27 protein-coding genes are annotated in these 23,945 nt (G+C 62.1%); 13 read left to right on the top strand and 14 right to left on the bottom strand.

All coding sequences use genetic code 11. The annotated features are described in order from the left end of the window. The first annotated feature begins 131 nt into the window (after positions 1 to 131). The 7 genes from Mhypo_RS01865 to Mhypo_RS01835 all read left to right on the top strand — a co-directional run bounded on the left by Mhypo_RS01865 (position 132) and on the right by Mhypo_RS01835 (position 7,178). Positions 132 to 1,397, top strand: a complete 1,266-nt coding sequence (locus Mhypo_RS01865; RefSeq protein WP_119339662.1) for a delta-60 repeat domain-containing protein — start codon at positions 132 to 134, stop codon at positions 1,395 to 1,397. A 142-nt stretch (positions 1,398 to 1,539) separates the two neighbouring features. Next, a complete protein-coding gene (gene tsaE / locus Mhypo_RS01860; RefSeq protein ID WP_119339661.1) occupies positions 1,540 to 1,965 on the top strand; it encodes a tRNA (adenosine(37)-N6)-threonylcarbamoyltransferase complex ATPase subunit type 1 TsaE in 426 nt (141 codons plus the stop codon). A gap of 154 nt (positions 1,966 to 2,119) precedes the next feature. Further along, positions 2,120 to 3,364, top strand: coding sequence for an extracellular solute-binding protein (locus tag Mhypo_RS01855; protein WP_119339660.1), 1,245 nt, complete (start codon positions 2,120 to 2,122; stop codon positions 3,362 to 3,364). 72 nt (positions 3,365 to 3,436) lie between these two features. After that, positions 3,437 to 4,351 carry a carbohydrate ABC transporter permease gene (locus Mhypo_RS01850; RefSeq protein ID WP_119339659.1) on the top strand — a complete coding sequence of 305 codons (915 nt, stop codon included), beginning with the start codon at positions 3,437 to 3,439 and terminating at the stop codon, positions 4,349 to 4,351. After that, positions 4,351 to 5,163: a carbohydrate ABC transporter permease gene (locus tag Mhypo_RS01845; RefSeq protein ID WP_119339658.1), complete on the top strand. Its 813-nt coding sequence runs from the start codon at positions 4,351 to 4,353 to the stop codon at positions 5,161 to 5,163. Before Mhypo_RS01850 ends, Mhypo_RS01845 begins: the two co-directional genes overlap by 1 nt. Positions 5,164 to 5,233: 70 nt before the next feature. Then, the gene (locus Mhypo_RS01840; protein ID WP_119339657.1) at positions 5,234 to 5,425 is read left to right on the top strand and encodes a hypothetical protein; all 192 of its coding nucleotides are present in this window, start codon (positions 5,234 to 5,236) and stop codon (positions 5,423 to 5,425) included. A gap of 37 nt (positions 5,426 to 5,462) precedes the next feature. After that, positions 5,463 to 7,178, top strand: a complete 1,716-nt coding sequence (locus Mhypo_RS01835; RefSeq protein ID WP_119339656.1) for a glycoside hydrolase family 125 protein — start codon at positions 5,463 to 5,465, stop codon at positions 7,176 to 7,178. Here the strand turns inward: Mhypo_RS01835 and Mhypo_RS01830 are convergent. The 6 genes from Mhypo_RS01830 to Mhypo_RS01805 all read right to left on the bottom strand — a co-directional run bounded on the left by Mhypo_RS01830 (position 7,175) and on the right by Mhypo_RS01805 (position 11,201). Next, positions 7,175 to 7,801: a PepSY-associated TM helix domain-containing protein gene (locus Mhypo_RS01830; protein ID WP_119339655.1), complete on the bottom strand. Its 627-nt coding sequence runs from the start codon at positions 7,799 to 7,801 to the stop codon at positions 7,175 to 7,177. The genes Mhypo_RS01835 and Mhypo_RS01830 overlap by 4 nt on opposite strands. Beyond that, a complete protein-coding gene (locus Mhypo_RS01825) occupies positions 7,785 to 8,321 on the bottom strand; it encodes a DUF2271 domain-containing protein (RefSeq protein WP_119339654.1) in 537 nt (178 codons plus the stop codon). The genes Mhypo_RS01830 and Mhypo_RS01825 overlap by 17 nt, the downstream gene beginning before the upstream one ends. Positions 8,322 to 8,338: 17 nt before the next feature. Beyond that, positions 8,339 to 9,247, bottom strand: coding sequence for an FAD:protein FMN transferase (locus Mhypo_RS01820; protein WP_119339653.1), 909 nt, complete (start codon positions 9,245 to 9,247; stop codon positions 8,339 to 8,341). 242 nt (positions 9,248 to 9,489) lie between these two features. Then, positions 9,490 to 10,200: an intradiol ring-cleavage dioxygenase gene (locus Mhypo_RS01815; protein WP_119339652.1), complete on the bottom strand. Its 711-nt coding sequence runs from the start codon at positions 10,198 to 10,200 to the stop codon at positions 9,490 to 9,492. 82 nt (positions 10,201 to 10,282) lie between these two features. Further along, positions 10,283 to 10,546: an SHOCT domain-containing protein gene (locus tag Mhypo_RS01810; protein ID WP_119339651.1), complete on the bottom strand. Its 264-nt coding sequence runs from the start codon at positions 10,544 to 10,546 to the stop codon at positions 10,283 to 10,285. A gap of 199 nt (positions 10,547 to 10,745) precedes the next feature. Further along, positions 10,746 to 11,201, bottom strand: coding sequence for a hypothetical protein (locus Mhypo_RS01805; RefSeq protein ID WP_119339650.1), 456 nt, complete (start codon positions 11,199 to 11,201; stop codon positions 10,746 to 10,748). Between the two features lie 287 nt (positions 11,202 to 11,488). On the opposite strand from Mhypo_RS01805, the gene Mhypo_RS01800 reads away from it, so the two are divergent. After that, complete coding sequence (locus Mhypo_RS01800; RefSeq protein ID WP_119339698.1) at positions 11,489 to 12,151, top strand: response regulator transcription factor; 663 nt, start codon at positions 11,489 to 11,491, stop codon at positions 12,149 to 12,151. Then, a complete protein-coding gene (locus Mhypo_RS01795; RefSeq protein ID WP_119339649.1) occupies positions 12,148 to 13,491 on the top strand; it encodes a sensor histidine kinase in 1,344 nt (447 codons plus the stop codon). The genes Mhypo_RS01800 and Mhypo_RS01795 overlap by 4 nt, the downstream gene beginning before the upstream one ends. Here Mhypo_RS01795 and Mhypo_RS01790 read toward each other — a convergent pair. Both Mhypo_RS01790 and Mhypo_RS01785 read right to left on the bottom strand, forming a co-directional pair. Beyond that, entirely contained in the window at positions 13,478 to 14,746 is a 1,269-nt protein-coding gene (locus Mhypo_RS01790) for a sensor histidine kinase (RefSeq protein WP_119339648.1), read from the bottom strand. The two genes, Mhypo_RS01795 and Mhypo_RS01790, sit on opposite strands and share 14 nt — an antisense overlap. Positions 14,747 to 14,774: 28 nt before the next feature. Further along, positions 14,775 to 15,482 (bottom strand): response regulator transcription factor, encoded by a 708-nt coding sequence (locus tag Mhypo_RS01785; RefSeq protein ID WP_119339647.1) that lies wholly within the window; start codon positions 15,480 to 15,482, stop codon positions 14,775 to 14,777. Between the two features lie 105 nt (positions 15,483 to 15,587). Between Mhypo_RS01785 and Mhypo_RS01780 the strand changes: the two genes are divergently transcribed. Further along, on the top strand, positions 15,588 to 16,874 hold the full coding sequence (locus Mhypo_RS01780) for an MFS transporter (RefSeq protein ID WP_119339646.1): 1,287 nt from the start codon (positions 15,588 to 15,590) through the stop codon (positions 16,872 to 16,874). Between the two features lie 106 nt (positions 16,875 to 16,980). Here the strand turns inward: Mhypo_RS01780 and Mhypo_RS01775 are convergent, their stop codons facing one another. Then, positions 16,981 to 17,220 (bottom strand): ferredoxin, encoded by a 240-nt coding sequence (locus Mhypo_RS01775; RefSeq protein ID WP_119339645.1) that lies wholly within the window; start codon positions 17,218 to 17,220, stop codon positions 16,981 to 16,983. 165 nt (positions 17,221 to 17,385) lie between these two features. Here Mhypo_RS01775 and Mhypo_RS01770 point away from each other — a divergent pair, with 165 nt between their 5' ends. Then, positions 17,386 to 18,441, top strand: a complete 1,056-nt coding sequence (locus Mhypo_RS01770) for a [LysW]-lysine hydrolase (protein WP_119339644.1) — start codon at positions 17,386 to 17,388, stop codon at positions 18,439 to 18,441. A 104-nt stretch (positions 18,442 to 18,545) separates the two neighbouring features. Here the strand turns inward: Mhypo_RS01770 and Mhypo_RS01765 are convergent, their stop codons facing one another. Continuing rightward, positions 18,546 to 19,007: a tRNA (cytidine(34)-2'-O)-methyltransferase gene (locus tag Mhypo_RS01765; protein WP_119339643.1), complete on the bottom strand. Its 462-nt coding sequence runs from the start codon at positions 19,005 to 19,007 to the stop codon at positions 18,546 to 18,548. A 150-nt stretch (positions 19,008 to 19,157) separates the two neighbouring features. Here Mhypo_RS01765 and Mhypo_RS01760 point away from each other — a divergent pair, with 150 nt between their 5' ends. Further along, positions 19,158 to 20,789, top strand: coding sequence for a GGDEF domain-containing protein (locus Mhypo_RS01760; protein ID WP_170148183.1), 1,632 nt, complete (start codon positions 19,158 to 19,160; stop codon positions 20,787 to 20,789). 128 nt (positions 20,790 to 20,917) lie between these two features. Here the strand turns inward: Mhypo_RS01760 and Mhypo_RS01755 are convergent, their stop codons facing one another. Genes Mhypo_RS01755 through pdo form a run of 3 tightly spaced genes read right to left on the bottom strand, consistent with a single transcriptional unit; the run spans position 20,918 to position 22,254 of the window. Then, positions 20,918 to 21,205 (bottom strand): metal-sensitive transcriptional regulator, encoded by a 288-nt coding sequence (locus tag Mhypo_RS01755; protein WP_119339641.1) that lies wholly within the window; start codon positions 21,203 to 21,205, stop codon positions 20,918 to 20,920. Between the two features lie 12 nt (positions 21,206 to 21,217). Then, positions 21,218 to 21,580, bottom strand: a complete 363-nt coding sequence (locus Mhypo_RS01750) for a rhodanese-like domain-containing protein (RefSeq protein ID WP_119339640.1) — start codon at positions 21,578 to 21,580, stop codon at positions 21,218 to 21,220. Beyond that, positions 21,577 to 22,254, bottom strand: coding sequence for a protein disulfide oxidoreductase (gene pdo / locus Mhypo_RS01745; protein ID WP_119339639.1), 678 nt, complete (start codon positions 22,252 to 22,254; stop codon positions 21,577 to 21,579). Before pdo ends, Mhypo_RS01750 begins: the two co-directional genes overlap by 4 nt. Before the next feature lie 369 nt (positions 22,255 to 22,623). Between pdo and Mhypo_RS01740 the strand changes: the two genes are divergently transcribed. After that, on the top strand, positions 22,624 to 22,983 hold the full coding sequence (locus Mhypo_RS01740; protein WP_119339638.1) for a rhodanese-like domain-containing protein: 360 nt from the start codon (positions 22,624 to 22,626) through the stop codon (positions 22,981 to 22,983). 115 nt (positions 22,984 to 23,098) lie between these two features. Here Mhypo_RS01740 and Mhypo_RS01735 read toward each other — a convergent pair whose 3' ends face one another. Further along, on the bottom strand, positions 23,099 to 23,722 hold the full coding sequence (locus Mhypo_RS01735) for an MBL fold metallo-hydrolase (RefSeq protein WP_119339637.1): 624 nt from the start codon (positions 23,720 to 23,722) through the stop codon (positions 23,099 to 23,101). Positions 23,723 to 23,945 lie beyond the last annotated feature (223 nt).

Here is a 23,945-nt window from a genome sequence, read left to right as displayed (position 1 = left end):
CCATCGTTGGGAATTCGACAGCTTCCCCAAGTTTTGCAGCGCACAAAAACCATAGTGCAAATGGGCCGTTGCCGCAGCACACTTTTGCTAGAATCAAAGCCAGAAAACGACGGAAGGGGGATTGAGCCTTTATGGGCATGCGCTTTGGGCTTTACAGTCTCTTGGCCCTGGTTTTGTTGGCCTGCAACGGCGGTAGTGGAAACCCCAACGGGAGCAATCCTGGTGGCGGCACGCCTGGGCCGCAGTTATCCTTTAAGGGAGAGCTGGATACCTCCTTTGGCAATGGAGGTATCGTAACCACCCCTGTAACTTCTGCCAATGCTAAGATCTGGATCACCAGTTTGATCGTGCAGCCGGATAGAAAAATTGTGGTGGCAGGCTATATCGAAAAAGTCGTCAGCCCCAGCTACGTTGACGATATTATTCTGCTACGCTATAACCCCGACGGCACTCTGGATACCACTTTTGGCAATGAGGGTACAGTGGTCACTTCGCTATCTGACTACAGCGATCGGGCCCACGCGCTGGTGCTTCAGCCAGACGGCAAGCTGGTGGTAGCCGGGAGCACGGCAAACTCGAATTACTACGAAATCGCGCTGGTTCGTTATAACGAGTATGGTAAACTCGACACCAGCTTTGATGGCGATGGCATCGTGGTTGCCTCCCCTGGCCCTTATAGCGATGAGGCGTATGCTCTTTTGCTTTTGCCCGGTGGCAAGTTGTTGGTAGGAGGCTACAGCGACAAAGGTGCGCCCAACTACGAAACTCCGGTTTTGTTGCGTTATAACTCCGATGGAAGCCAGGATGCCTCTTTTGGAATTAAGCAGATTGCTTCTCTTACCAACAGCCGAGCCAAGCACATGCTTCTTCAACCAGATGGGAAAATACTTCTGGGAATCGGAGCGAGATTTGGGACTTCCTTCGGTTTTGCCCTTTCACGCTTACTTGACAACGGAACAGTAGACACCTCATTTGGGGGACAGGGGATGGTAAGCGGCAATGGGCTATTAAGGTACCTTATGCGTCAGAGCGATGGCCGGCTGATAGCATCGGTTGGCGATAGGTTAAAACGTTATGAGGCAAATGGCAATCCTGATATTGGGTTTGGTACAGGCGGCAACGTAGATCAATACAACCAATACACCATATTGATGGCTCAGCAGTCTGACGGTAAACTAATCAGCTTAGCTTCCCATAGTTCGCCCAAATTTTTTGCACTCTACAGACACAATTTGAATGGAACTGTCGACCCAAGCTTTGGCTCTAATGGCTATATCGAGACACAGGTGAGCACCAACTACGACGCAGTTGCCTCAGCAATGACATTCCAGCCTGATAATCGTCTGATCGTGGCGGGAAGCGCCAATACAAATGTAATCCTTGTGCGCTACAAGTAATACCAGATTCGGTTGATTCGTTACCGAACGGTAACGAATCAACCCGACCGAAGGGAGTGCTCTAGGATTCAAAAAGACAGCCTATGGGGTTTTTGGTTTTGTAAACTGTCTTTTTGAATCCGGTATAAAGTCGAAGGGAGACGTGAATCTAAGCTCACTCGAGGACCTCCAACAGATGGCCAGGCGGCTGGCCCAGGCCTTGCCTGAAGGCACCCTGGTACTGCTCACGGGGCCCATGGGCGCCGGCAAGACCACCCTGGTGAAATTCATGGCCGAGGCGCTGGGGTTCAAAGGCGAGGTGACCAGCCCCACCTACACCCTGATTCACGAGTACCCCACCCCCCAGGGCCTGGTGGTGCACATCGACGCCTACCGCATGGCCGATCAGGAGGAGCTTTATAACCTGGGTCTGGAGGACTACCTGCCCGAGGCCCGCCTGGTGCTGATCGAGTGGGGTAAGCCCGAGGTGTTTCCGGATAGCCTGGAAGTTCACCTCGAGCCCACCGCGCATGGGCGAAGCGTCAGGTTGATTCCCCACGGGCATGCACCAGCAATAGCTTTGGTATAGTCCTGGAACGCAAAAATCCCACATCCTGACTGGCTTCTTCCTGCAGGCCGCGCATTCTGGGGGGCATTGGGCCGCTTCTGACAAGAACCGTTTTTCGTTTTATAATCCATCTCGACCCATCGAGGTTTGAGGCGAATCCCAAAGGAGGAAGTCTATGAGAATAGTCCTGGTAACCCTTTTTGCCCTGTGGGGTGCAGCCCTGGCCCAGGGTCAGGTCACCATCACCTACTGGCAATACGACTTCAGGAGCAAAGTGGAGGCAGTAAACGAGCTGATCAAAAAGTTCGAGGCTGCCAACCCCGGCATCAAGGTTCAGCACCAGACCTTTCCCTTCGACGCCTACCAGCAAAAAGTGGCTTCGTCTATTCCGGCCGGCCAGGGGCCCGATGTGGTCAACCTGTTCTACGGCTGGCTGCCCACCTGGGTCAAGGCCGGGTACCTGCAACCCATGCCCGCCGAATATATAAAGGTGCTGGATAGCGAGTTCTCGAGCCTGGCCCAGGCTGCCAAGGTAGGGGGCAAGCTCTACGGCATGCCCACCGCGGTGCGTTCGCTGGCCCTTTTCTACAACCGCGACCTGCTGAATGCCGCCGGCTTCAAGACCCCCCCAAAAACCTGGGATGAGTTCCTCAGCATGGCGGCCAAACTGACCGTTAAGGACGGCAACAAGTTCACCCAGCTGGGCTATGCCATGGCCCCCGATGGCCAGGATCACCACCTCGTACGCGAGGTGCTCATCCGGCAATTTGGCGGGCGGCCCTACTCCGACGACGGCCGAAAAGTGCTCTACGACAACGCAGCCGGGCTCAAAGCCTTCACCTTCTACACCGACTGGCTCAAGAAGTACAACGTGGGCACCCTGGGCAACCAGTTCTTCCCCGGCAACAACGCCTACCGCGATGCTTTCATTGCCGGCAAGGTAGGCATGATTATTGATGGCTCTTTCGCCATCGGCACCATCCGCAATGGGGCCAAGTTCAACTGGGGTGTGGCCGAGCTGCCCCTGGAGAAAGCCGGGGGGCGCAAAATCAACTATGGCTCCTTCTGGATGCACGGCCTGACCCCCCTGGCTACCGGGCCCAAACTGGCCGCCTCGCTCAAGTTCCTGGAGTTTCTGGTCTCCGAGGAGACCCAGCGCTACTGGCTCGAGAAGGTGGGCGAACTGCCCGCCCGCAAGAGCCTGATCAAAGACCCCAAACTCACCCTGGATAAGGTGTACGGCCCCTTCGTCATTTCGCTGTCCTATGCCAAAGCCACCCCGTTTGTGGACGAGATCGGGCAGCGCAAGGTGATGACCGACGCTATTAACCGCGTGCTCCTGGAAAACAAAGACCCGGCGGAATCCTGGCGCATCGCAGCTGCCGAAGAGCAAAAGCTGCTGGACAACTTCTGGAAGTAAATGGTCTGAAGTCCATGGCTTGTAGCTTGTGGGTAAACCACAGGCTACAAGCTCTCTCTTACCCGCCTTTTTATGAAACCACCTGAACCCGCCCAACGAAGGGTGTCGCTGGCGACCCGCGAAGCGCTGTGGGCCTTTGCCTTTCTGGCCATTCCACTGGCTTTCTTTTTATTCATCCGCATCTGGCCGGCGTTCCAGGCGCTGTGGCTCTCGCTGTTCGACTGGCACGCCGACCCCAGCAAGCGGCCTTTTGTGGGGCTGGAACACTACGAGCAGATGCTCCAGGACCGCCTCCTGCTCAAAGCCCTGCAAAACACGCTGGCCTATACCCTGCTCGGCGTACCGCTACAACTGCTGCTGGGGCTTGGTATTGCCCTCCTGCTGAATGCCGTGACCCGGTTTCGGGATGTGTTTCGGGCCATCTATTTTGCCCCCTACGTCACCCCAGCCGCTGCCATTGCCTGGGTCTTTAGCTGGATGCTCTCGCCCAACTTTGGCATCGTCAACGAGATTTTGAGTGTGTTTGGCATTCCACCCCAGCCCTTTCTGACCAAGCCCTCACAGGCCCTGGCCACCGTGACCATGATTGTAGTGTGGCAAAACCTGGGCTTTCAGGTGGTGCTCTTTTTGGCGGGTTTGCAAAACATCCCACGCGACTACTACGAGGCCGCTCGCATCGATGGGGCCAGCAACTGGCAACTGTTCCGCCACATCACCTTTCCTCTTTTGAACCCGGTGATGGTCTTCTCGGCGGTGATTGGCACCATCGGCTTCTTGCAGCTTTTTACCCAGGTGGTGAACCTGAACTTTACCGACCAGGGCGGGCCGCTCGGTTCTACCTTGACGCTGGCCCTCTACATCTACCAGGTGGCCTTTGCCCGGTTTGAGCTCGGCTACGCAGCGGCTATCACGGTTTTGCTGTTTGTGATCATCCTGAGCATTACCCTGGTGCAACTGCGGCTGTTGTCGCGGCGGGTGGAGTACTGATGAAGCGCCTGTCTACCTTCTTGATTTACGCCCTGCTGATTCTGGGCAGCCTGGTGATGTTTTTTCCGTTTGTGTGGATGTTCCTGACCTCCCTCAAGCCTTTTGCCGAAATTTTCGAGCTCAAGGTATGGCCCCAGGCCCCCACCCTGGACAACTACCGCGAGGTGCTCTTCAAAACCCAGTTTCCCCGCTGGTTCTTGAACAGCCTGATTGTCGCGGGCATCACCACGCTCTCGGTGTTGTTCTTCGACTCATTGGTCGGCTATGCCCTGGCCAAATTGCGCTTTCCCGGCAAGGGTCTGATTTTTGTGCTGATTCTGTCCACCCTGATGGTGCCTACCGAGATGCTTGTTATCCCCTGGTATGTGATGAGCACCGAGTACGGCTGGAGCAATACCTATTGGGGCCTGTTGTTTCCCGGCGTTATTAGCGCTTTTGGGGTGTTTTTGATGCGGCAGTTTTTCGAGACCCTGCCCACCGACCTGCTGGACGCCGGGCGCATAGACGGGCTAAGTGAGTTTGGGGTGTTCTGGCGCATTGCTTTCCCGCTGGTGCGACCGGCCCTGGCGGCTTTGGGCATTTTTACCTTCCTGGGCAACTGGAACGCCTTTTTGTGGCCGCTGATCGTGGTGCAGACCGCCGATATGCGCACCATACCGGTGGGGGTGGCGCTGTTCTCGAGCGAGGCCGGCACCGCCTGGAACCTGATCATGGCGGCCAGCAGCTTAGCGGTGCTGCCGGTGCTGCTGGTATTCCTGTTCTTCCAGCGCCAGATTATCGAGGGGGTAGTGCTGACGGGGGTAAAGGGATAGCCCCAAGGCCTCCCGGCAGATCGGAGATGCGAGCCTGTGCCACTGGGTTTTGGGTGGTAGGCTCGAGGACATGAACCCAACTTTGCTTCGGCTCATCCGGCAACGCTACTGGGGCCACCTGCTCAGCTTTTTTGCGGGGCTGGTGCTGGGGGTGGCTTTTGGCCCCTGGCTCCGAACCGTGGTGACGCTGGTGTTCATAGCAGGGGTGTTGCTGGCGCTGTACCTGATCTGGGTTTACTTCGATAATCTCAAGAAGCAGTAACGGCAGGCCCTTTGCTAGCTCCTTCCAACGCGCGATTATGGAACTCATGACCCCCGCCCCCATCCTGGAAAGCCCGCCCGCGCACCTGCCCACGGGCAACCTGGATATTCACGTCGAGGCCAGCCCCAACGCCCCTTCGATTACCCGGATCGGGGTGGCCTCCCTTGCACTGAATGGGCTTTTGGACTGGGTGGGGGAGCCGCTGCTGGAGGTCTCGGGGAAGGGCTGGAAGCTCTCGCGCACGGCGGACTGGATTCCGGTCTGGGAAAACGAGCACCTCACCGCGACGCTGCTGGCCCCTTTTGGTGAGCGGGGGCTGGCCCTGCGCCTGGAGCCCCGCAGCCCAGGGCGCCTTCAAGTGGCCGGCAACCTGGAATACCTGGGCCTGCGGCGCTTTCGAGAGGAAAAACTGGACACAACCTTCCGTGTTTCGCACGATGCCTGGACGGGCAGCTATGTGCTCGAGGCCCGCAGCGAGCGCACCCTGCTGGCCCTGGGCTTGCAGGCCGACACCACCCCCAGCCGGGCCGACTGGGGGCCGCAGTTTGTGCTCGAGTGGGCGTCCGGCCCGGTCACGCTCTACCTGGGGCTGGCCCCCGAGGCCGACGGCGCCCGCACCACTGCCCTGCACTTGCGCCGGGTAGGCTGGGAGACGCTTCAGCGCAAAACCCTGCACAAGCTGGCCCTGCTTTCCACCAACTACACCGGCCCGCTCTACGAGGTCTACCGGCGGCACCTGATTTTCAGCTACTTCTACGCCCAGGCCAATACTCTGGAGGGCGAGCCAGTGCTGCTGACCTCGCGCAGCCCGCACTACTATGTCTCGGGGGCCTACTGGGCGCGGGATGGGCTGTTGTGGTTCTTTCCGGCCTTGCTCAAGGCCGACCGCAAGCGGGCCAAAGAGGTGCTCAAGGCGGTCTTCCGCCGCTTTGCCCGCTGGCCGGGGGAGCACGCCCAGTATCTGAGCGGGCCGCCTTTGTACCCGGGCTTCGAGCTCGACCAGGCCGCAGCCTATCCGTTAGCGCTGGCCCGCTACCTGGAAGCTACCGGCCCCAACCCCGAACTCGTCGCCGAGTTGCGCGAACCGCTGGAGTGGGTGTTTGAGCGTGTGGCCCAGGAAAAACACCCTTCCCTCTCGCTTTACCGCACCTTCCTCTCCCCCACCGACGACCCCGTGCCAGAGCCCTACCTGACCTACGACAACGCCCTGTGGGCGGTAGCCCTGGAGCGCCTTTCGCCCTACTGGCGGGAGCCCGAAATGCTCAAACACGAGGCCCGCGCCCTGCGCGAGACCCTCTACCGCCAGGCCGAGCGCAACGGGCGCTTTGTGTTTAGCTTTGAACCGGGGGGCCGCTACACCTTTTCCGACGAGCCGGCAGGCAGCCTGCTCTTGCTGCCGCACCTGGGCTTTTGCAACCGCCAGGATCCTATCTGGCAGGCCACCGCGCTCTGGATTCTGGGGGACGATAACCCCCACCACTACAAGGGACGCTTCCCCGGCGAGGGCTCGGCGCACTTTCCATTTCCCTCGGGCTTTGGCCTGGCCAACCGGATTTTGTCGGGATTGATGCGGCCTGCGGGGGATGCCCTGATGGTGCTCGAGCAGGCCCCCCTCGACGCTGGCTACGCCTGCGAATCGTTCGACCCCCAGACGGGGGTCGGTCGAACAGGGGCAGGCTTTGCAGCCCTGGCAGGTTTTATCACCTATGCGCTCTCGGCCAGCAAGACCCGAGGGATGCCCCCCCAACCTTAGGCCACCAGCCGCATCAAGAGCAGCATCGCCGCAGTTCCAATCAGCGCCACCGTCAGGGCCGCCGCGCGGGTCTTGCGAAAAAAGAACGAGAGCCCAAAGCCGGTCAGAGCCACCAGCAATAAGAACCCCCCCGAAAGGTCAATTAGCCAGGCCCAGGCCCGGCCCGTGTCGCGCCCCCGGTGCAGGTCGTTGAGCACCGCCACCGGCCCCTGGGCCACCACCTTCAGGGTGTAGCTGCCGTCGGCCCGATTAATGAAGGCGTCGGCGGCATAGGCCGGACCCCGGAAGCTGATGGAGGCTTCCTGATCGTCGGCGCGGGTGTCGCTGACTCGACCTTTTAGGCCATGGGCTGCGCGAAGCGCCTCGGCAGCTTGCAGCCAGTCTACCTGCCCATCCCGCTGCCAGTTTTGCGGCAGGGTACCGCTATAGGTGTGGGTGGTCTGGGCGGTGCCAAACATCCACTCGGGGTGGTTTAGGGTGATGCCAGTAGCAGCAAAAAAGATTACCACCATCAGGCTCAGCATGGATGCATAAAGGTGCAACCAGCGTACCAGCGTATAGGCCCTGGTTCGCAGGGGCTTGGGTAGATGTTCGCGCTGGGGGGCTTCAAGCCTGCCGATCATAGCTCAAGCTCACCTCCTTTAGTTCGCCAGCAAGATTAAAGCTGCGGTTGAAGGAGGTCTGGGCCAGGGTGACTTTTTCACGGAAGAGCTCGTAGGGGCCGTGCTCCCGCACCAGCTCCACACACACGTAGTAGTCGCCCTGGCTCACCAGGTTGCCCTTGTCGTCCTTGCCATCGAAGCTCAGGGTATAGCGCCCCGGCCTGCGGGTCGGGCCCGAGACGGCCTCGGTCAGTTCGTTACTGCGGTACCAGCGCCTGAGTTCGTTGAGCCAGCGCGGCCCCTTGCGGGACTGCTCAAACCAGACCGCCAGTGTACGCACCGGCAGGCCCTGGGCGTTCTCGAGCCAGACCGCTACATAAGGCGGGCGGTAGCGTCCACTGCCCCCCACAAACTCGAAGGTGATATCCAGTTTCATGTCGGCCCACCTGGCCTGGGCCAGACTGCGACCGGCCCACAGGGTCAGGAGCAAGCCGGTGGTGCGATAGATAAAGTTTCTACGGCTGATAAAACTGCGCTGCATAGGTTTCTCCTTGATGGTTAGTGAATCCGTTGTTGCTCAAAACGGGGGTTGCTGTGGGTCTGACCGCTGGCTTCCACCAGCAAACAACCCACCCCGAAGACCTCAGCCAGGGCCAGGCTGAGCATGGGCTCGAGCACGCAAAAAGCCGTGGCAAGCACATCGGCGGTGGCTGCACTGGGGGCCACCACCGTGGCCTGCACCACCTGGGTGGCCGGCTGGCCTGTGCGGGGGTCGAACAGGTGAACCCCCCGCTGCGACGGCCCGCTGGTGGCCACACCCTGGTTGCATACCCAGAGCCGGGCCAGTGGTGGTGCGTTATCGGCAGGGCTAAAGGGATGAGCCACCGCCACCCGCACCCGCTGCTGACCCAGGTGTCGCAGGTCACCCCCCAGGTTGAGCAGCACCTCGAGGCCCCCCACGCGCAAGGCCGCCTGGGCCGCCCGATCGGCGATGAGCCCCTTGGCCAGGGCGTTGAAGGTCAGGGGCAGGGGAGTTATCTTGTGGGCTTCCTGGCCCTCAAGGCGCCACAAGGGGCCCTGAAGGGCAGCCCTCAAAGCCTCGAGTTCGGCCTCGCCGGGCTGGGGGTTCTGCGCGTACAGGGTTTGCAGGGCAGCGGCAGCCGGGTTGAAGGCTCCGTAGGTATGGGCCCTCCAGCTTTCGGCCTCGTACAGCAAATGCCGCAGCTCAGGCGAGACCCGCGCGCTGCCCCGAGCCTGCCAGCGAGAAAGCTCGGAGGCAGGCAGGTAGCTACTAAAAATACCCTCGAGGCGCTCAATCTCGGCCAGCACAGCCGTTTCTGCGGCGCGCGCCTGGCGGGGGCCATCGGCCTGTAGTTGCAGCTCGAGGGCTGTGCCCAGCACCGCCTCATAGCGAGCCCGGTAGCGTTGGGAGCGTGGTTTAAGCAAGGTGTGGAAAGCCAGGGGCATAGAATCTCCCGAACATGGGGCAGTATCTCCAGCCGGTGTGATGGTTTGACAAACGCCTTATGAAGAATGGGTGAAGGCTAATACCAGATTCGGTTAGTTCGTCACCAGAAGGTGACGAACTAACCCGACCGAAGGGAGGCGCTTTCTTCGCCGACCGACAGGGAGGGGTGTGCTCTAGGATTCAAAAAGACAGCCTCTGGTGTTTTTGGTTTTGTAAACTGTCTTTTTGAATCCGGTATAAGCTACAGATTAAGCCCGATATCGAAAGTCGCAGCATACCCGGCCCCGCTCTGGGTCGGGTTGAGCAGCAACTGGCTCCCGCCGTTGCGATAGATGCCGTCGTTGGCGTTGCGGGTGCGGGTGCCCGCCTTGGCGTAGGGTGGGTTGGCCAGGATGCGGTCGCTCAGGGCATCGTCGAAGAAGAGCTGGGAGGTGAAATCGCGGTTCTGGTAGCGGATTTTGAAGTGGATGTGCACGGTGCGGCCCGGATACCAGCCGGGGTAGATGGTGGTGAACTGGGCTACCCCCTGGGCATCGGTGATCTGGTGGCCGCGCAGCCACTTCTGCCCCCGGGTATCGGCAAAGCGATCCTGTACACCGGAGTAAATGCCCTGGGCGTCGCACTGCCAGATATCTACCATCGCGCCCGGTAGCAAGGTGCAGCCGCCGCTCGAGACCCTCGAGACCACAAAACGCAACACCAGCGGCACCCCAGGTTTTACCAAGCCCGTGCTGGGGTCGGAGCGGATGTCCGAGCGGTTCAACTGGGTATCCACAAAGTAGGGCCCTTCCGTGAGGGCCGGGCGCACGATACACGAGGGCAGCGGCGTGTTTTGCGCAGCAACCCTGGGCCCGATGAGGGCACCCACCCCAGCCAGGCCGCCGAGTCCCAGCACCGAAAGCACCTCGCGGCGACTCAAAATTCTTCCGATGGGTTTGTCATCGTTGTCCATAGGGGTCTCCTGTACCGCATTCTTGCGACAAAAGGCGGTGAAATGGGTTAAGCCCGGATGCACCGCACCCGGCCCGTTTCCATCAGCCACCCAGGTTCTTCTTCAGGGTCTCGAACTCGGTTTGGCTTATCTCGCCTTTGGCATAGCGCTCGCGGGCAATCTCCAGGGCCCGGTCAGGGGTCGGCTGGGTTTGTCCAGGGGTGGGGCCGCGCAACAACCGCACCATCAGCACCCCCACCAGCGCAATCAGCCCAAGCAGCAGCAGAATCCACAGCAGGTCGTCTAACAGACCCCAGCCGTAGTGGCCAAAGCCATCCCAGCGTCCACGGTGATCGATCGTCCACATGGGTTTCCTTTACACAAAGGGCGTGTGGTCGGTGGTTCCACCACACGCCGTGTACCTCGACTCATACCGGATTCAAAAAGACAGTTCACAAAACCAAAAAAACCCATAGGTTGTCTTTTTGAATCCTAGAGGACTCCCTTCGGTCGGGTTGATTCGTTACCGAATGGTAACGAATCAACCGAATCTGGTATCAAAGGGTCTAGCGCCACCAACCCCTGGGCCCCCGTCCGTCGCGGCCGGCCAGGCCCATGCGCAGTTGTACCGGCTGGGCCGCAAAGGCTTTGGCCACCGCCTGGCTGCTGGCTTTGAGGGTGTTGGCCTCCTGGGCGGTCAGACGCCCGGCCTGCACGGCCTGGTCAATGGCCTGGTTGCGGGCCGTCACCAGGGCGGCCTCGAGGGCGGCCGGGGTTTTGCCGAGTTCGGTCGCAAGCTGGGCCAGGGTCTTGGTGCCGCCGCTCAGAACCGCGAGTTCGGCGGGGGTCACACCCAAAAACTGCGCTGCACTAAAGTACAGGTTACCCACCCCCAGGCCCCGGAACATCATGCGTTGCATGGGCTGGGCCGGTGCGGGCTGGGGGGCTGGGGTTTGCTGGGCAAAAGCGCCCGCCAGGGCCAGACTCGAAACCACCAAGAGGGTTTTCATGCTTTTGTTCATACTCGTCCTCCTTCTGGAAAGCCCTTCTTGCTTTCCCGAAAAGAAGTTTGCGGCAGGGCGGTTACCGGGCAGTTATGGCTTGCTGAGAGGGTTTCTCATCCAAAGAAGTGCCTTCTGCAGGGCTCCAGGAGGTCTTGCCCGAGGTGTTACAAAAAGCTACCGACGATTAAGGGTTGTGGAGCGGGGTCGGGCGCAAGGCCCACAGGGGTTGGTGGGGCGGCGCATCTACGAAGTGGCCTCGAGCCCGCCATAACCCCCCCATAACCCCTACAATGCAGACTGGAACCATGCGGCTTTTGCTGGTTGAAGACGAACCCAACATTGCCCGCCCGGTCCTGCGGGCCCTGGAGGCCCAGGGCCACCAGGTTCGCCATGCAGCGGATCTGAGCATGGCGCGGGCGCTTTTAGCCGAGGCCGAACCCGATTTGATGATCCTGGACGTGCGCCTGCCGGAGTCGGAGGACGGGGGGTTTATCCTGGCCAAAGAGGCCCGCAGCGCCGGGTATAAGGGCCCCATCCTGTTCATGACCGCCCGCGATGCCCTTTCCGACCGGGTGATGGGGCTGGATGAAGGCGGCGATGACTACGTGGTCAAGCCCTTCGACCTGCCGGAGCTTTTGGCCCGGGTGCGGGCTTTGCTGCGCCGGATGAGCGAGGTCAAGCAAAGCCGGGTGCAGCATGGCCCCCTCGAGCTCGACCTGACCGACCGGAGCGTGCGCTGGGCCGGGCGGGGGGTGGATTTGAGCCCCCGCGAGTATGCCCTGCTGGAGCGGCTGGCCCTGTTTCCGGGGCGGGTGTACAGCCCCGAGGAGCTGCTCGATCTGGTCTGGGGCGAGGAGGCCTCCGACCCGGGGGTGGTGAAGGTGTGCGTGCACCACCTGCGCAATAAGCTAGACCCCCAGGTCGTGCGCACGGTGCCGGGGGGCTACAGGCTGGGGATAGAACCATGAGCCTGCGTCTGCGCCTGGCCCTGTTCATCGCCCTGGCCATCGCCCTGGCCCTGCTGGTGCAGGGGTTCTTGGGTTATGCCAGCTTCGAGCGCCTGCAGATGGGCAACCTCGAGCGCGAGCTGGGCGCCTACCTGGACCGCATTGTGGATCAGCTGGAAGGCCGCCGAGGCCCCCGTATGTTCCGGCGGGATCGGGACCGCGATGAAACCCGGTTTTCGAGCTCCAGCTCCCTGGAGCGCCTGCGTGAAAACGCCCCTCGGCTTCCCCTGCCCAACCCCGCCCCGGCTGGCGGTGTGGCCAGCGCCCGGCTGGTGCGGGAGGGGCAGGTGTGGCAGGAGTGGGGGAGCTTTCCCGAGGCCATTCCACCGAGCGAAAACCCCGAACCCCGCCTCGAGCAAAACTGGCTCTACCAAAGCGTGCGCCTGGGGCCAGGGGTCTATTTGCAGGGGGCCATCGAGGCCAGCCAGGTTCGGGCCAGCCTGGCTGGCTACCAGCAGACGGTGCTGTTCACCGCGCTGGTGGTTGCGCTGCTGGGGGCCTGGGTGGCCTGGCTGGTGAGCGGGCCAGCCTTGCGGCCCCTGCGCCACCTGCAAGAAGCCACCCGCCGGGTGGCCGACTCGGGCGACCTGAGCCTGCGGGTGCCCGCCGAGGGCAGCGGAGAGCTTTTGCAGCTTAGCCAGACCTTCAATCAGATGCTCGAGCGGCTCTCGGCCTTTCGCCAGCGCGAGACCCAGTTCACCCGCAACGCCGCCCACGAGTTGCGCACCCCCCTAACCGCCATGCGGCTGCAACTCGACTCCCAGCAGCAGGGGCTGGCCTCACCCGAAGAAACCCTGGCGGTAGTGCGCGAGGAGGTCGAGCGGATGAGCCGCCTGAGCGAGTCGCTCCTCACCCTGGCGCGGGAGGGGCGGGGGCAGAAGGTGGGTCTGGACCTAGCCCAGCTGGCCCAGGAGGTGGCCGCCCGGAACAGCGTACCCTACCGGGGGCCCGAGACCCTGAGGCTCACCGGCGACCCCCTCCTGCTCGTCCAGGCGCTGGAAAACCTGTTGAACAACAGCCAAAAGTACGCACCCGGGGCGCCTGTGCAGGTGGAGCTCGAGCCCGCTCCCGACCCAGCTTTTGTCATCCTGCGGGTGCGCGACGAGGGGCCCGGCATGCCTCCGGAGGTGCTGGCGCGGGCCACCGAGCCCTTTTACCGGGCCCCGGGGGTTCGCGTACCCGGCCATGGGTTGGGCCTCTCGGTGGTGGCCCAGGTGGCCCAGGCCCACCAGGGCCGGCTGGTACTTTTGCCCAACCGTCCCCAGGGCCTCCAGGCCGAGCTCTGGATCAGGCGGGCTTGAGGGGTAGCTGCAACTCGAACAAGGCCCCTCCTTCGGAGCGGTTCTGGGCGCGCACCTGTCCACCCTGCAGTTCTACCAAGGTCTTGACAATGGAAAGCCCCAGGCCACTCCCACCGGTGGCCCTCGAGCGCGAGGCTTCGGCCCGGTAAAAGCGGTCGAACACCTTGTGCAGGGCCTCTTCGGGGATACCGGGGCCGCTATCCAGCACCCGCAGGTAGGCCCGGGTGGTATCGGCCCCCACCTGAAGAACAATCTTCCCCCCCGCAGGGGTATGCTCCAGGGCATTGGACAGCAGGTTGCCGATGACCTGGGCCAGCCGGTCGGGATCGGCCTGAACCGGTACGGGCTGGTCGGGAAGTTCTAGCTCGAGCTGCACCTGCCTGGCCTCGAGCGCAGCCCGGAAGGTTGCGGCCATCCGGCCTGCCTGTTCGGCCAGGTTTAGCGGTTGTAGCAGCAGGTTGAGCCGTCCGGCATCGGCCAACGAGAGGGTGCGCAGGTCTTCGACCAGGCGGGCCAACAGCCTGGCCTGGTAGTGCAGGCGGTCGATCTCGGCCATCTCCAAAGGCATCACCCCGTCCTGGATGGCCTCCAGACGGCCCTGCATCACCGTGAGGGGGGTGCGCAGTTCGTGGGCAATATCGGCAATCATGGCCCGCCGCTCGGCCTCGAGGCGCTCGAGCGAGGCGGCCATGTGGTTAAAGTTACGGGCCAGCCGGGCCACTTCATCCTCGCCCTGGGGCGCGGGAATCCGCACCGAGAGGTTGCCCTGGGCCAGGTGGCTGGCCGCTGCCGAGATGGCCTCGATGGGGCGGGCCATGCGGCGGGCAAAGACCAGCGCCACCAACACCCCCAGGGCCGTAGCCACCAAGCCAGCAATCAGCAGGTTTTGCTGCAAGCGGGCCTCCAGGCTGGGCCGCCGCAGGCGGGGCGGGGCCTGAAGCCGCACCGCGGGGGCGCTGGGGTCGTCGGCGGTAATCCAGAAGACCGGATTGGGGTTGTCGGGGCTCTCGGAAGGCCGCATCCGCACACGAATTTCGCGACCTTCTGCCAACATCTGCCGCAGCTCAGGGGTCAGACTCAGGCTGGGCGGGCGGCCCTCGTTGCGCCGCAGAAAGTCCCGCACCTCGGCCGGCAGTTCCCGAAAGGTACGCTCCCGCTGGAGGATATTCAGGGCCACCGTCAGCAGGCTGGTGGTGACCGCCACCAGGGCCATCAGGAGGCTCAGGCGCACTTCAATGCGATTCAGCAGATGCATATAAGCTTCAGGTTTTCGGCGTGCCCATTCAGGCCTCGAGCCACAGCCGATACCCCACCCCCCGCACCGTCTCCAGAAGGTTAGCGCCCCCGGCGGCCTCGAGCTTCTTGCGCAGGTTCTTGAGGTGCACGTCCACCACTCGCTCCAGAGCATCGGACTCGGGCAGGGCCGCCTCCAGCAGTTCGGCCCGGGTAAAAGCCTTGCCCGGGGTGCGGGCCAGGGTCTCCAGCAGCCGGAACTCGGTGGGGGTGAGCTCCAGGCGTTCTCCCCCCAGCTTTGCCAGCACTTTTTCGCTATCAATCTCCAGAGGCCCCACCCGCACAATGGACTTATTTGCTTCGGGGGGCGCACTTCGGCGCAGCACCGCCTTGACCCGGGCCACCACCTCGCGGGGGCTGAAAGGCTTGGTGATGTAGTCGTCGGCGCCTAGTTCCAGGCCCAGCAGCTTGTCCAGGTCTTCGGTACGGGCGGTTAGCAGAATCACCGGGGTATGGCCGTTACTCCGGATGCGGCGCAGCACCTCGAGGCCATCCATCTCCGGCAGCATGATGTCCAGAAGCACCAGGTCGGGCCGGGCCGCCCAAATCAGGTTCAGGGCCTGTTTGCCATCCGAGGCCCGCTCGGTACGGAAGCCCTCCCGCCGCAGGTAGCCCTCGAGGATCTCGGCAATCTCCGGTTCGTCTTCGACCACCAGTACCAGTGCCACCGTTTCCAGTGTATCGGTAGACCCGGTCATGAAAACAGTCTGCGGGCAGGCTATAAAGGGCTGCGGTGGAATTTATGTAGATTTCAAGAAGCCCACCCTTCCCAAACCTGACCCGCCGGTCAATAATGGGCTTTCGTGACGCTGCCCGCAGGCGAGCCCCGCCGTTCGCAAAACCTGGCCATCTGGGAGGGCATGCTGGCGATCCTGTTCATCAACTGGAGCACCGGCGTGGTCATGACCGGCTATGCGCTGTGGCTGGGGGCGCCCCCGGTGGCCCTGGCCATTCTGGGTGCGCTGCCCATGGTGGGGCAGATGGCCGCCCCCCTGGCCCTTTTTTTTCGGGGCAGCCGCAAGGACCTGAGCGCCAACCTCTCGGTTTTCGGACGCGGCCTGTTTGTGCTGGTGCTGTTCGTACCGCTCATGCCCGAACCCTGGCGCATTCCCGGCCTCTTGTTGATAGCCGCCCTATCGCAGCTCGCTGTCGCCCCCGTCAACGTGCTATGGACGGGCTGGATGGCCGATCTGGTGCCAGAAAAACAGCGGGGGCGCTACTTCGGTTTGCGCAACGGGGTGCTGGGCCTGGTCGGCACCCTGGGCAACCTGGCGGCGGGTAGCCTGATTGATGCGCTGGGCAAGCCCTGGGGGTTTTTGCTGGTGCTGGGGCTTGGGGTAGCGGCAGGCGTGAGTGCCACCTTCATTTTGCGAAAGCAGTACGAACCTCCCACTACTAGCGCACCCCCCCGCTTCGACGCATTTATCCAGCCCCTTTCCGACCGGCGCTTTCGGGGGTTCCTGGGCTTTGTGGTGCTGTTTTTGGGCGCGGTGAGCGTGGGTGGGCCGTTTGTGTTTCCGCTTTTCCTGGAGCATGTCCGCATGAGCTTTACCCAGGTGGGCCTCTGGACGGTAATTGCTGCAAGCTGTGGGCTGGTGCTGAGCCCCTTGTGGGGCCGCCTGGCCGACCGGATTGGGCACTGGCAGGTGCTGCTCTTGAGCAGCAGCGTGGCCGCACTGGTGCTACCCCCGCTCTGGCTGCTGGGGGGGCCGGGGCGGCTCGAGACCATCTGGGCCGCCGCCGCCTTCGATGCGGTGGCCTGGGGCGGCATCGGCACCGCCCTCACCAACGTGGCGCTGCAAAGTGCGCCCCCCGAAAAGCGCAACCTCTATCTGGCCTGGTACTGGATGGCCTTTGCGGTGGGGGGCATTCTGGGCTCTCTCTTAGGGGGGGTATTGGGCAGCCTGCACGCCCAGTTAAAGCTCTTTCCCAGCCCCTACCACCTGCCCATCCTGGTCTCGATGTTGCTACGGGTAGTGGCCGTGTACTACCTGGGGTGGCGCATCCGGCGCGATAAAAAGCGGGCTGCCGGGTTAGTGGGGCTCGAGGCAAAGCCGCCCACAGACCCGGCCCGCCAGGAGCTTTCGTGAAGACGGCGCGTTAAAGAAGCCGGTAGCTAGGCTCTGGACTGCCTCGAGGTCGTCGGCATCACGCAAAAAAGGCCGCCCCAGGGCAGCCTTTCGAGCGAAGAGGGGCTTACTCGAGGCCCGAGAGTTTGCGGTTTTTGGCGATGTAGTCGTGCCACTGCTCGGGCACATCTTCTTCGGGGTATATGGCCGAGACCGGGCAGGCCGGCACACAAGCGCCGCAGTCGATGCACTCGTCGGGGTGGATGTAGAACTGGTCGCCGCCGTCGTAGATGCACTCCACCGGGCAGACTTCGACACAGGACTTGTCCTTGGTGCCGATGCAGGGTTCAACAATTACGTGGGGCATGGTTTTCCTCCGTTGGTTGGCTTGGGGTTTTTGGACAAAGCAAATCCGCCAAACTGAGCTTTATTCTAAGGAATTCTGGGAAAAGTCAAGAGGTAAGCGAACACCATGCCACAAAATGTTATTCTGTCGGAATGCGGCCCCGAACCCGCCGCGGGCCATTCAGGTATGAGTCTAGACCCAATTGATTTTCTGAGAGGCGCCCTCGAGATTCCCTCGGTCTCGGGGCAGGAACGCACGGTGGCCCAGTACCTGGCCGAAGGTATGAAAAAGCTGGGCTATGCCAAAGCCTGGGTAGACGAGGCCGACAACGCCCGGGGTCAGGTGGGCACGGGGCCGGTGCAAGTGGTGCTGCTGGGCCACATCGACACCGTGCCGGGTGTGGTGCCGGTGCGGCTCGAGGGCGACAAGCTCTTTGGCCGGGGTTCGGTGGACGCCAAAGGGCCTTTTGTGACCTTTGTGCTGGCCGCCGCCGGGCTTCCTGAAGAGGTCTTGCGAAAGCTCACCATCCACGTGGTGGGCGCAACCGAGGAGGAAGTGCCCAGCTCCAAAGGGGCCCGCTACGTGGTGGACAAGCTCAAGCCCGACTTTGTGGTGATTGGGGAACCCTCGAGCTGGCAGGGCATCACCCTGGGCTACAAGGGCCGCCTCCTGGTGCGGGTGCGGCGTGAGAAGGACAGCTTTCACTCGGCCCACCACGAGCCCAACGCCGCCGAGGAGCTGATCAGCTACTTTGTCAGCATCAAGGCCTGGGCCGAGGCCATGAACGGTGGCCAGGGGCCCTTCAACCAGGTGCAGTACAACCTGCGCGACTTCAAAATCGAGCACCCCGACAACCGCCAGCTGGCCGAGATGAAGTTTGACCTGCGCCTGCCCCCCCGGCTTTCGGTCGAGGAGGCCATCCGCCACCTTTCGGCCTATGCCCCGCCCATCCTGGATCTGGACTTCTCCGGGCGCGAGGTGCCCTATGTGGGCCCCAAGGACACCCCCCTCACCCGTGCCCTGCGGCTGGGCATCCGCCAGGCTGGTGGGGAGCCGGTGTTCAAATACAAAACCGGCACCTCCGACATGAACATCGTGGCCCCCCACTGGAAGGTGCCCATGGTGGCCTACGGGCCGGGCGACTCCACCCTCGACCACACCCCCAACGAGCATGTGGAAATCCCCGAGTTTTTGAAGGCCATCGAGGCTTTGCGGGCGGCCCTTACGCGGCTGGCGAAGTAGATGAGGGTGCCGAAAGCCCAAAGCCGAAGGCTCAAGGCCAGCGAAAGCAGCCTCTCTACCGTCCGTAGTCGATGGCTGCGCAGCGGATGTGCCGAACGGGGGCCTTAAGCTTCCGCTCCAAAACCCACCTGTCGCAGGGCTTCATAAAGCCCCACCCCCACCGCTACGGCCAGGTTGAGCGAGCGCCCGCCTTGGCCGGGCATGGGGATGGTAACGCTGGGAAAGCGCCCCAGCACCTCCGGCGGTAAGCCCCGGCTCTCCGGGCCAAAGAGCAGGTAATCGCCCGGCCGGTACTGCACCTCGGTGTAAAGCCGCGGCACCTTGCTGCTAAAAGCCCAGACCCGGCTGCCCTGGGGCAAAGCTCCCAGAAAAGCCTGCCAGGAGTCGTGCAGAACGTAGTCGAGCGCGGGCCAATAATCCAGCCCGGCCCGCCTGAGCTTGGGGCTATTCCACTGGAAACCCAGCGGGCGCACCAGGTGCAGTGCGGCCCCTGTGGCTGCGCAGGTACGGGCAATGTTGCCGGCGTTTTGCGGGATTTCGGGCTGGTAGAGGACTACCTTGAACATGCCCCGAATTTATCGCACTTAGGCCCCATACCCGGGGGCCGTTTGATTAAGATGCGGTGCGGCAGGTAACGGCAAAAAGGGGTAAAAGGTAACGTCTTGATGTGCATTTTGCACCAGGATCACCCCCTGGCTGATGCTACCTTCGAGGGAATGGCTGAGGGGTATCCCGAAATTGGGCTGATGCTGCTGGCGACTGCTGCCGGCCTGGTGCTGTGGTGGTTGGCCCGAGGTGAGCCGGTATGGCGCTGGGCCAGTTTGGGGATGCTGGCCTGGGGGCTTCAGACCGGGGTTGGGCTGCTCGAGCGCACCCAGGGCCTCGAGGCCCCCTTCACACCCTCCCAGGCGCTGCTGCTTGTTGCAGCCCTGGCCTGGAGCGCCAACCTGCGTCAGCTCCAGCCCACCGAGCCGCCCCGCCTGACCCTGGCCCTGATGCCCCTTCTGCTGGCAGCGTTGGCTGGAACGCTTTACTGGGTGCCCTCGCGTTTCGCTGAGGTCGTCTGGCTGGTCGATTGGCTACCGATGCTCTTTGCGCTTCCCTTACTGGAAGCTGCCCTGCGGGGGCGGGCCAGCGAGGCCCGGCTGGTGTGGGGCTTGGGGCTGCTGCTCAAGGCAGGGGGTAGCCTGGCCCTGGGGTGGTTGGACGGGGCGGCAGGGTTTGTGTATGTTGCCTGGGCCCTGGGCTACATCCTGATCGGCTGGGGAGGCTACCTCGAGGCCAAAGACGAGCGTATCGGTAAGGTTTTGTTGGGGTTTATCCCGACCGCCCTGCTTTGCAGCCTGGTGCTGCTGGGCATAGGGCTGGGCCAGGCCAACCATGCCTTTGGACCGCTCATCCTGGCCGGGTGGGGATATGCAGTTTTGCTGGCCCTGGGCGGGATTGGACTGGTCATCTACCAGCGCATCAGCAACGCTGAGCGCCAGCTGGAGTTGTGGATCAACTTGCTCGAGACCCTCTCCAGCAAAAGTCAGTCTACCCAGCACCTGATTCCCGAAGGGGTTTTACAAAGCGTTCTACACGGCCTGAAGCCGCTTTATAGCAACCTGGTGGGGCTGGAGGTACGCTCGGATGTGACCGTCCGGGCAGGCCAGAGTGGCCCTTACGTGCATACCTTTGAGCTGGCCCTCGAGCACCCCGCCGAAGGTCGGCTCTACTTTTCCGGCCCCCCCAAGGACGAGCGGGGGCTGGAAGCCCTGGCCCCTTTGCTCACCGAGCGACTGCGGCTCTCCCTAACCCTCAACGAATGGCGCAGCAAAGCCTACGCCGACCCCCTTACCGGCCTCTTGAACCGCCGGGGATTTGAGCGCCAGATGCAGCGGCTGATTCGCCTGGCGGGCGAGCGGGGCAAGCCCATTACCCTGGCCCTGCTGGACATAGACCGCTTCAAGCGCGTCAACGACACCTACGGCCACCCGGTCGGCGACGAGGTACTCAAACAACTGGCTGAGTTGCTGCGCAAAGCCAGCCGGAGCGACGACCTGGCCGTGCGGCTGGGGGGTGAAGAGTTTGGCCTGGTGCTGTTTGGGGCCGACCTCGAGGATGCCTACCACGTGCTCGAGCGCATCCGGGCCGAGGTACGGGCCTTGCACATTGACCCAATTGGCTGGAACCTGAGCATCTCGGGCGGTTTGGCCGGTGGGGAGATTCCTCCCTCGATGGCCACCGTGCAACGCTGGCTCGAGCAAGCCGACCAGGCGCTCTATAAGGCCAAACAAGCGGGCCGAGACCGGGTATATCCCACGCCTGCTTCCACCCTGGTGTTGCAGGATTTGCTCGAGCAATAGGGGGGTTGGCGTAAAAAGCGCTTCCACTCTCGAAGCCATTTCGGGAGGAGAGGTGGTTTTCAAAGCTTTGGGTGCATTCGAAGCTAAAGAGGGGCTGTCAGCCCCTCTTTCCCATGTACGCTGGAAAGTTACTTTCTCAGCAGCCGCACCATCTCCACCAGTTGGGCGGGCGCGGGGGGCTCGAGGTCGGCCTGGCAGCGGGCCAGGTAGGCCTCCAGTATCTCCTCTCCCACCGATTCCAGCGCGCTCCTGACCCCACTCAACAGAGTAAGAATGTCGCGGCATTCCCGGTCTTCTTCCACCATCTTCTGCAGGCCACGCACCTGGCCCTCCAGACGGCGCAAGCGGTGGATAATCCGGGTCTTTTCGCTGGGGTCGAAGGGGGTGTTTGGAGTGGGTTCGGTAGCAGTGGACATGGCAACCCCCCTTTAGCGGGTAATGGGGTATTTGCGCGACATCCAGGCCTGAATTCCCCCATGCACCAGGTTGAGGTTCTGGTAGCCCTTGCCCATCAGGTACTGCACCGCTACGCCGCTGCGGTTCTGGGTGTTGCAGTGGATGTAGACCGGGCGATCCTTGGGCACCCGGCTCCACCAGCGCTCAATCTCCTGCAAGGGCCAGTTGACCGCGCCTTTGACGTGGCCCTGGGCAAACTCCTGCGGGGTGCGCACATCAATCACCAGCACCTTGGGGTTGGCGAGGGCCGCCCTCAGGTCGTCTACCGTGACGATTCTGGGCTGGGCCAGACCCCAGGAGAAAAGGGCCAGCAGCAAGAGGGGGGCTATCCTCATGCCACCACCCCGGCGCTGGCTTTGATGGCCGCCTCCACAAACACCCGGTCGGGCTGCCCGCCCAGGATGCGCTGCTGGGTAGCCCCGCTGATGATGGTGTCGGGCACCCCTGAGATGTTGTAGCGCCTGGAAAGCTGGGGAAACTCGCTGGCCTCCACTCCCTCGGCGATAACGTTGGGGTTGTGGTAGGCCAGCTTGTAGGTCGCGAGCACGGCCTGGGGGCAGTAAGGGCAGGTTGGGGTCACGAAGGCCTGCATGCGCACCGGCGAGGTCACTTTTTGCAGGTCGACCTGCGACTTTTCACCCAGTTTGGTCTCGCCGGTGCCCAGCATCAGCAGGGTCTCGATAAGGGTGCTGAACTCGTAGCCGGCCGGCAGCCCCAAAAAGCGAATGTTATTGCGCTGTGAGCCTTTTTCACGCAACAGAATGGTAGGTGCATAGCTCAGGCCCAGGGCCTGGGCTTCGGGGTCAGCGTGCAAAGAGCGTTGCTCCAGGCTGAGATTGGGGTTCAAAGCGACAACTTCCTTTAGCAAGCCCAGGGTCTCGTCCTGAAGGCCCACTTCCTGCCCGGGAAGTTCGATACCCGAGGTAGTAAACACCACCAGCTCCACCGGGTTTTGAAGAGGAGCTAGCATTTCGCGCACCTGGGCTTGAATTTTCTCGTCTAAGAACATGGTTTCTCCTTTGGCTGGGGGCCTGATATACCCCCACCGGTATATCAAGTATACCCCCTGGGGATATATTTCGCAAGGGCGTCCGCCCCCCACCGCGCTCTTCACAGACCTGACCGCCCGTAAAAACGAGAGGCACAAAGAGGCGTACCTCACCCGCTGATACGCTTTCTTCGCCGCAAAGCGGGGTGGAACGCCGTCTGCTTTGCGTCTGGGCCATTCCCTAGCAGACGCGGGTGATGCACCCAAAACGTGGGCCGGCCCACGGGTGCTTGGGTTTCGAGTTTCCAGGCGGCCGCTTTTTTTCCATGACAGAGGATTCATAATCCCGGATGGCTCGATTTTTGTGAAGAACGCTCTAAACTGAGGGCTATGTGGGGTTGGTTCAAAAGTCTGTTGGGGCTGGGGCCCAGGGTGCCCCGTATCTCGGCCAAAGAGGCCCAGGAGAAGCTCAAGGCCGGGGCAGTGATGATTGACGTGCGCACCCCCCTCGAGCGCAAGATGAACAAAATTCCCGGCTCTCAGGGCTTACCGCTGGCCGAGCTGGCCAAACGTTGGGAGAGCCTGCCCAAGAACAAGCCCATCATCTGCCAGTGCGAAAGCGGCAGCCGCAGCCAGCAAGCCGCCGAGTTTTTGGCCAGTAAAGGGCTGGAGGTCTACAACCTGGCCGGGGGCATCTCGGCCTGGCAGGCCGCGGGGTTGCCGGTAAAAAAGGGTGATATTCAGCGCTAGTGGTCTGGTAGCCAGGAAATCGGCACGCACTGTGGTCCCTCCAAATGAGCCACACATCGCAATTTTGGGCATTCAACGTGCTGCAAATCGCGCCGTAAAACAAGTTACCCGTGCACTAGACCCCTAGCTTTTCCGCTAGCGCGCGCACGGCCTCGAGGGTGGTGGGTGGCCCATGGCCCACCAGGATGGTATCGGCCTCGAGGCGGGCTATCTTCCCCACCGTGCGCCGGGCTTCCTGGGTGTCGTGGTTGACCATCGCCGGTGAAACGATTGGCCCTTTAGGCCCAACACGCAGGGCATCGGCGGCAATCAGCACCCCTTCGCGCAGCAGACCTATTTGTCCAGGCGTGTGGCCCGGAAGATGAACCACCTGCCAGCCCATCACCACCGCACCCTCCCCCACCGGTGTCAGGGCTTCTTTAGGCACGGGTTTGGCGCTGTTGGCAATCCAGTCACCCAGCCAGGGAATGGGCGGAAAGGGCGGGCGGCGCTTTTCTCCAGCAATAAAGGGAATATCGAGCGGATGGGCATAGATGGGCAAGCCAAAGCGCTCCCAGAGCTTCCGGGCCCCACCCACATGGTCAAGGTGGTGGTGGGTCAGGAGCAGTGCAGCAGGTTTTTCCTCGCCCAAAAGACCCAGAAGTTTACGGTTCTCGTTGGGCATTCCCGAGTCCACCAGCAGCGGGCCTTGGGGGGTGTCCAACCAATAGGTATTAGCTACCAGCGCAAAGCGTTTCATACAGCCTACTTACTGCCTTGCAGGGCACAGGCCCCAAGGCCTCCCTTAGCGGTGCAGCATTTCTAGTAATCTGGTAACAAAAAATTCGGTATACAATACATTCCCTCTCAATAAGCCGCACATCGCAATTTTGGGCATTCAACGTGCTTCAAAACGTACCACAAAACAAGTTACCTGTGCACAAGGACCGAATCGGGTGGAGCCGGCGCAAGCCGTGCATAAC

The sequence above is a fragment of the Meiothermus hypogaeus genome, assembly GCF_003574035.1.
In the GTDB taxonomy this organism is placed as follows: Bacteria; Deinococcota; Deinococci; order Deinococcales; family Thermaceae; genus Meiothermus; species Meiothermus hypogaeus.
This window is presented reverse-complemented; position numbering and strand designations above follow the sequence as displayed.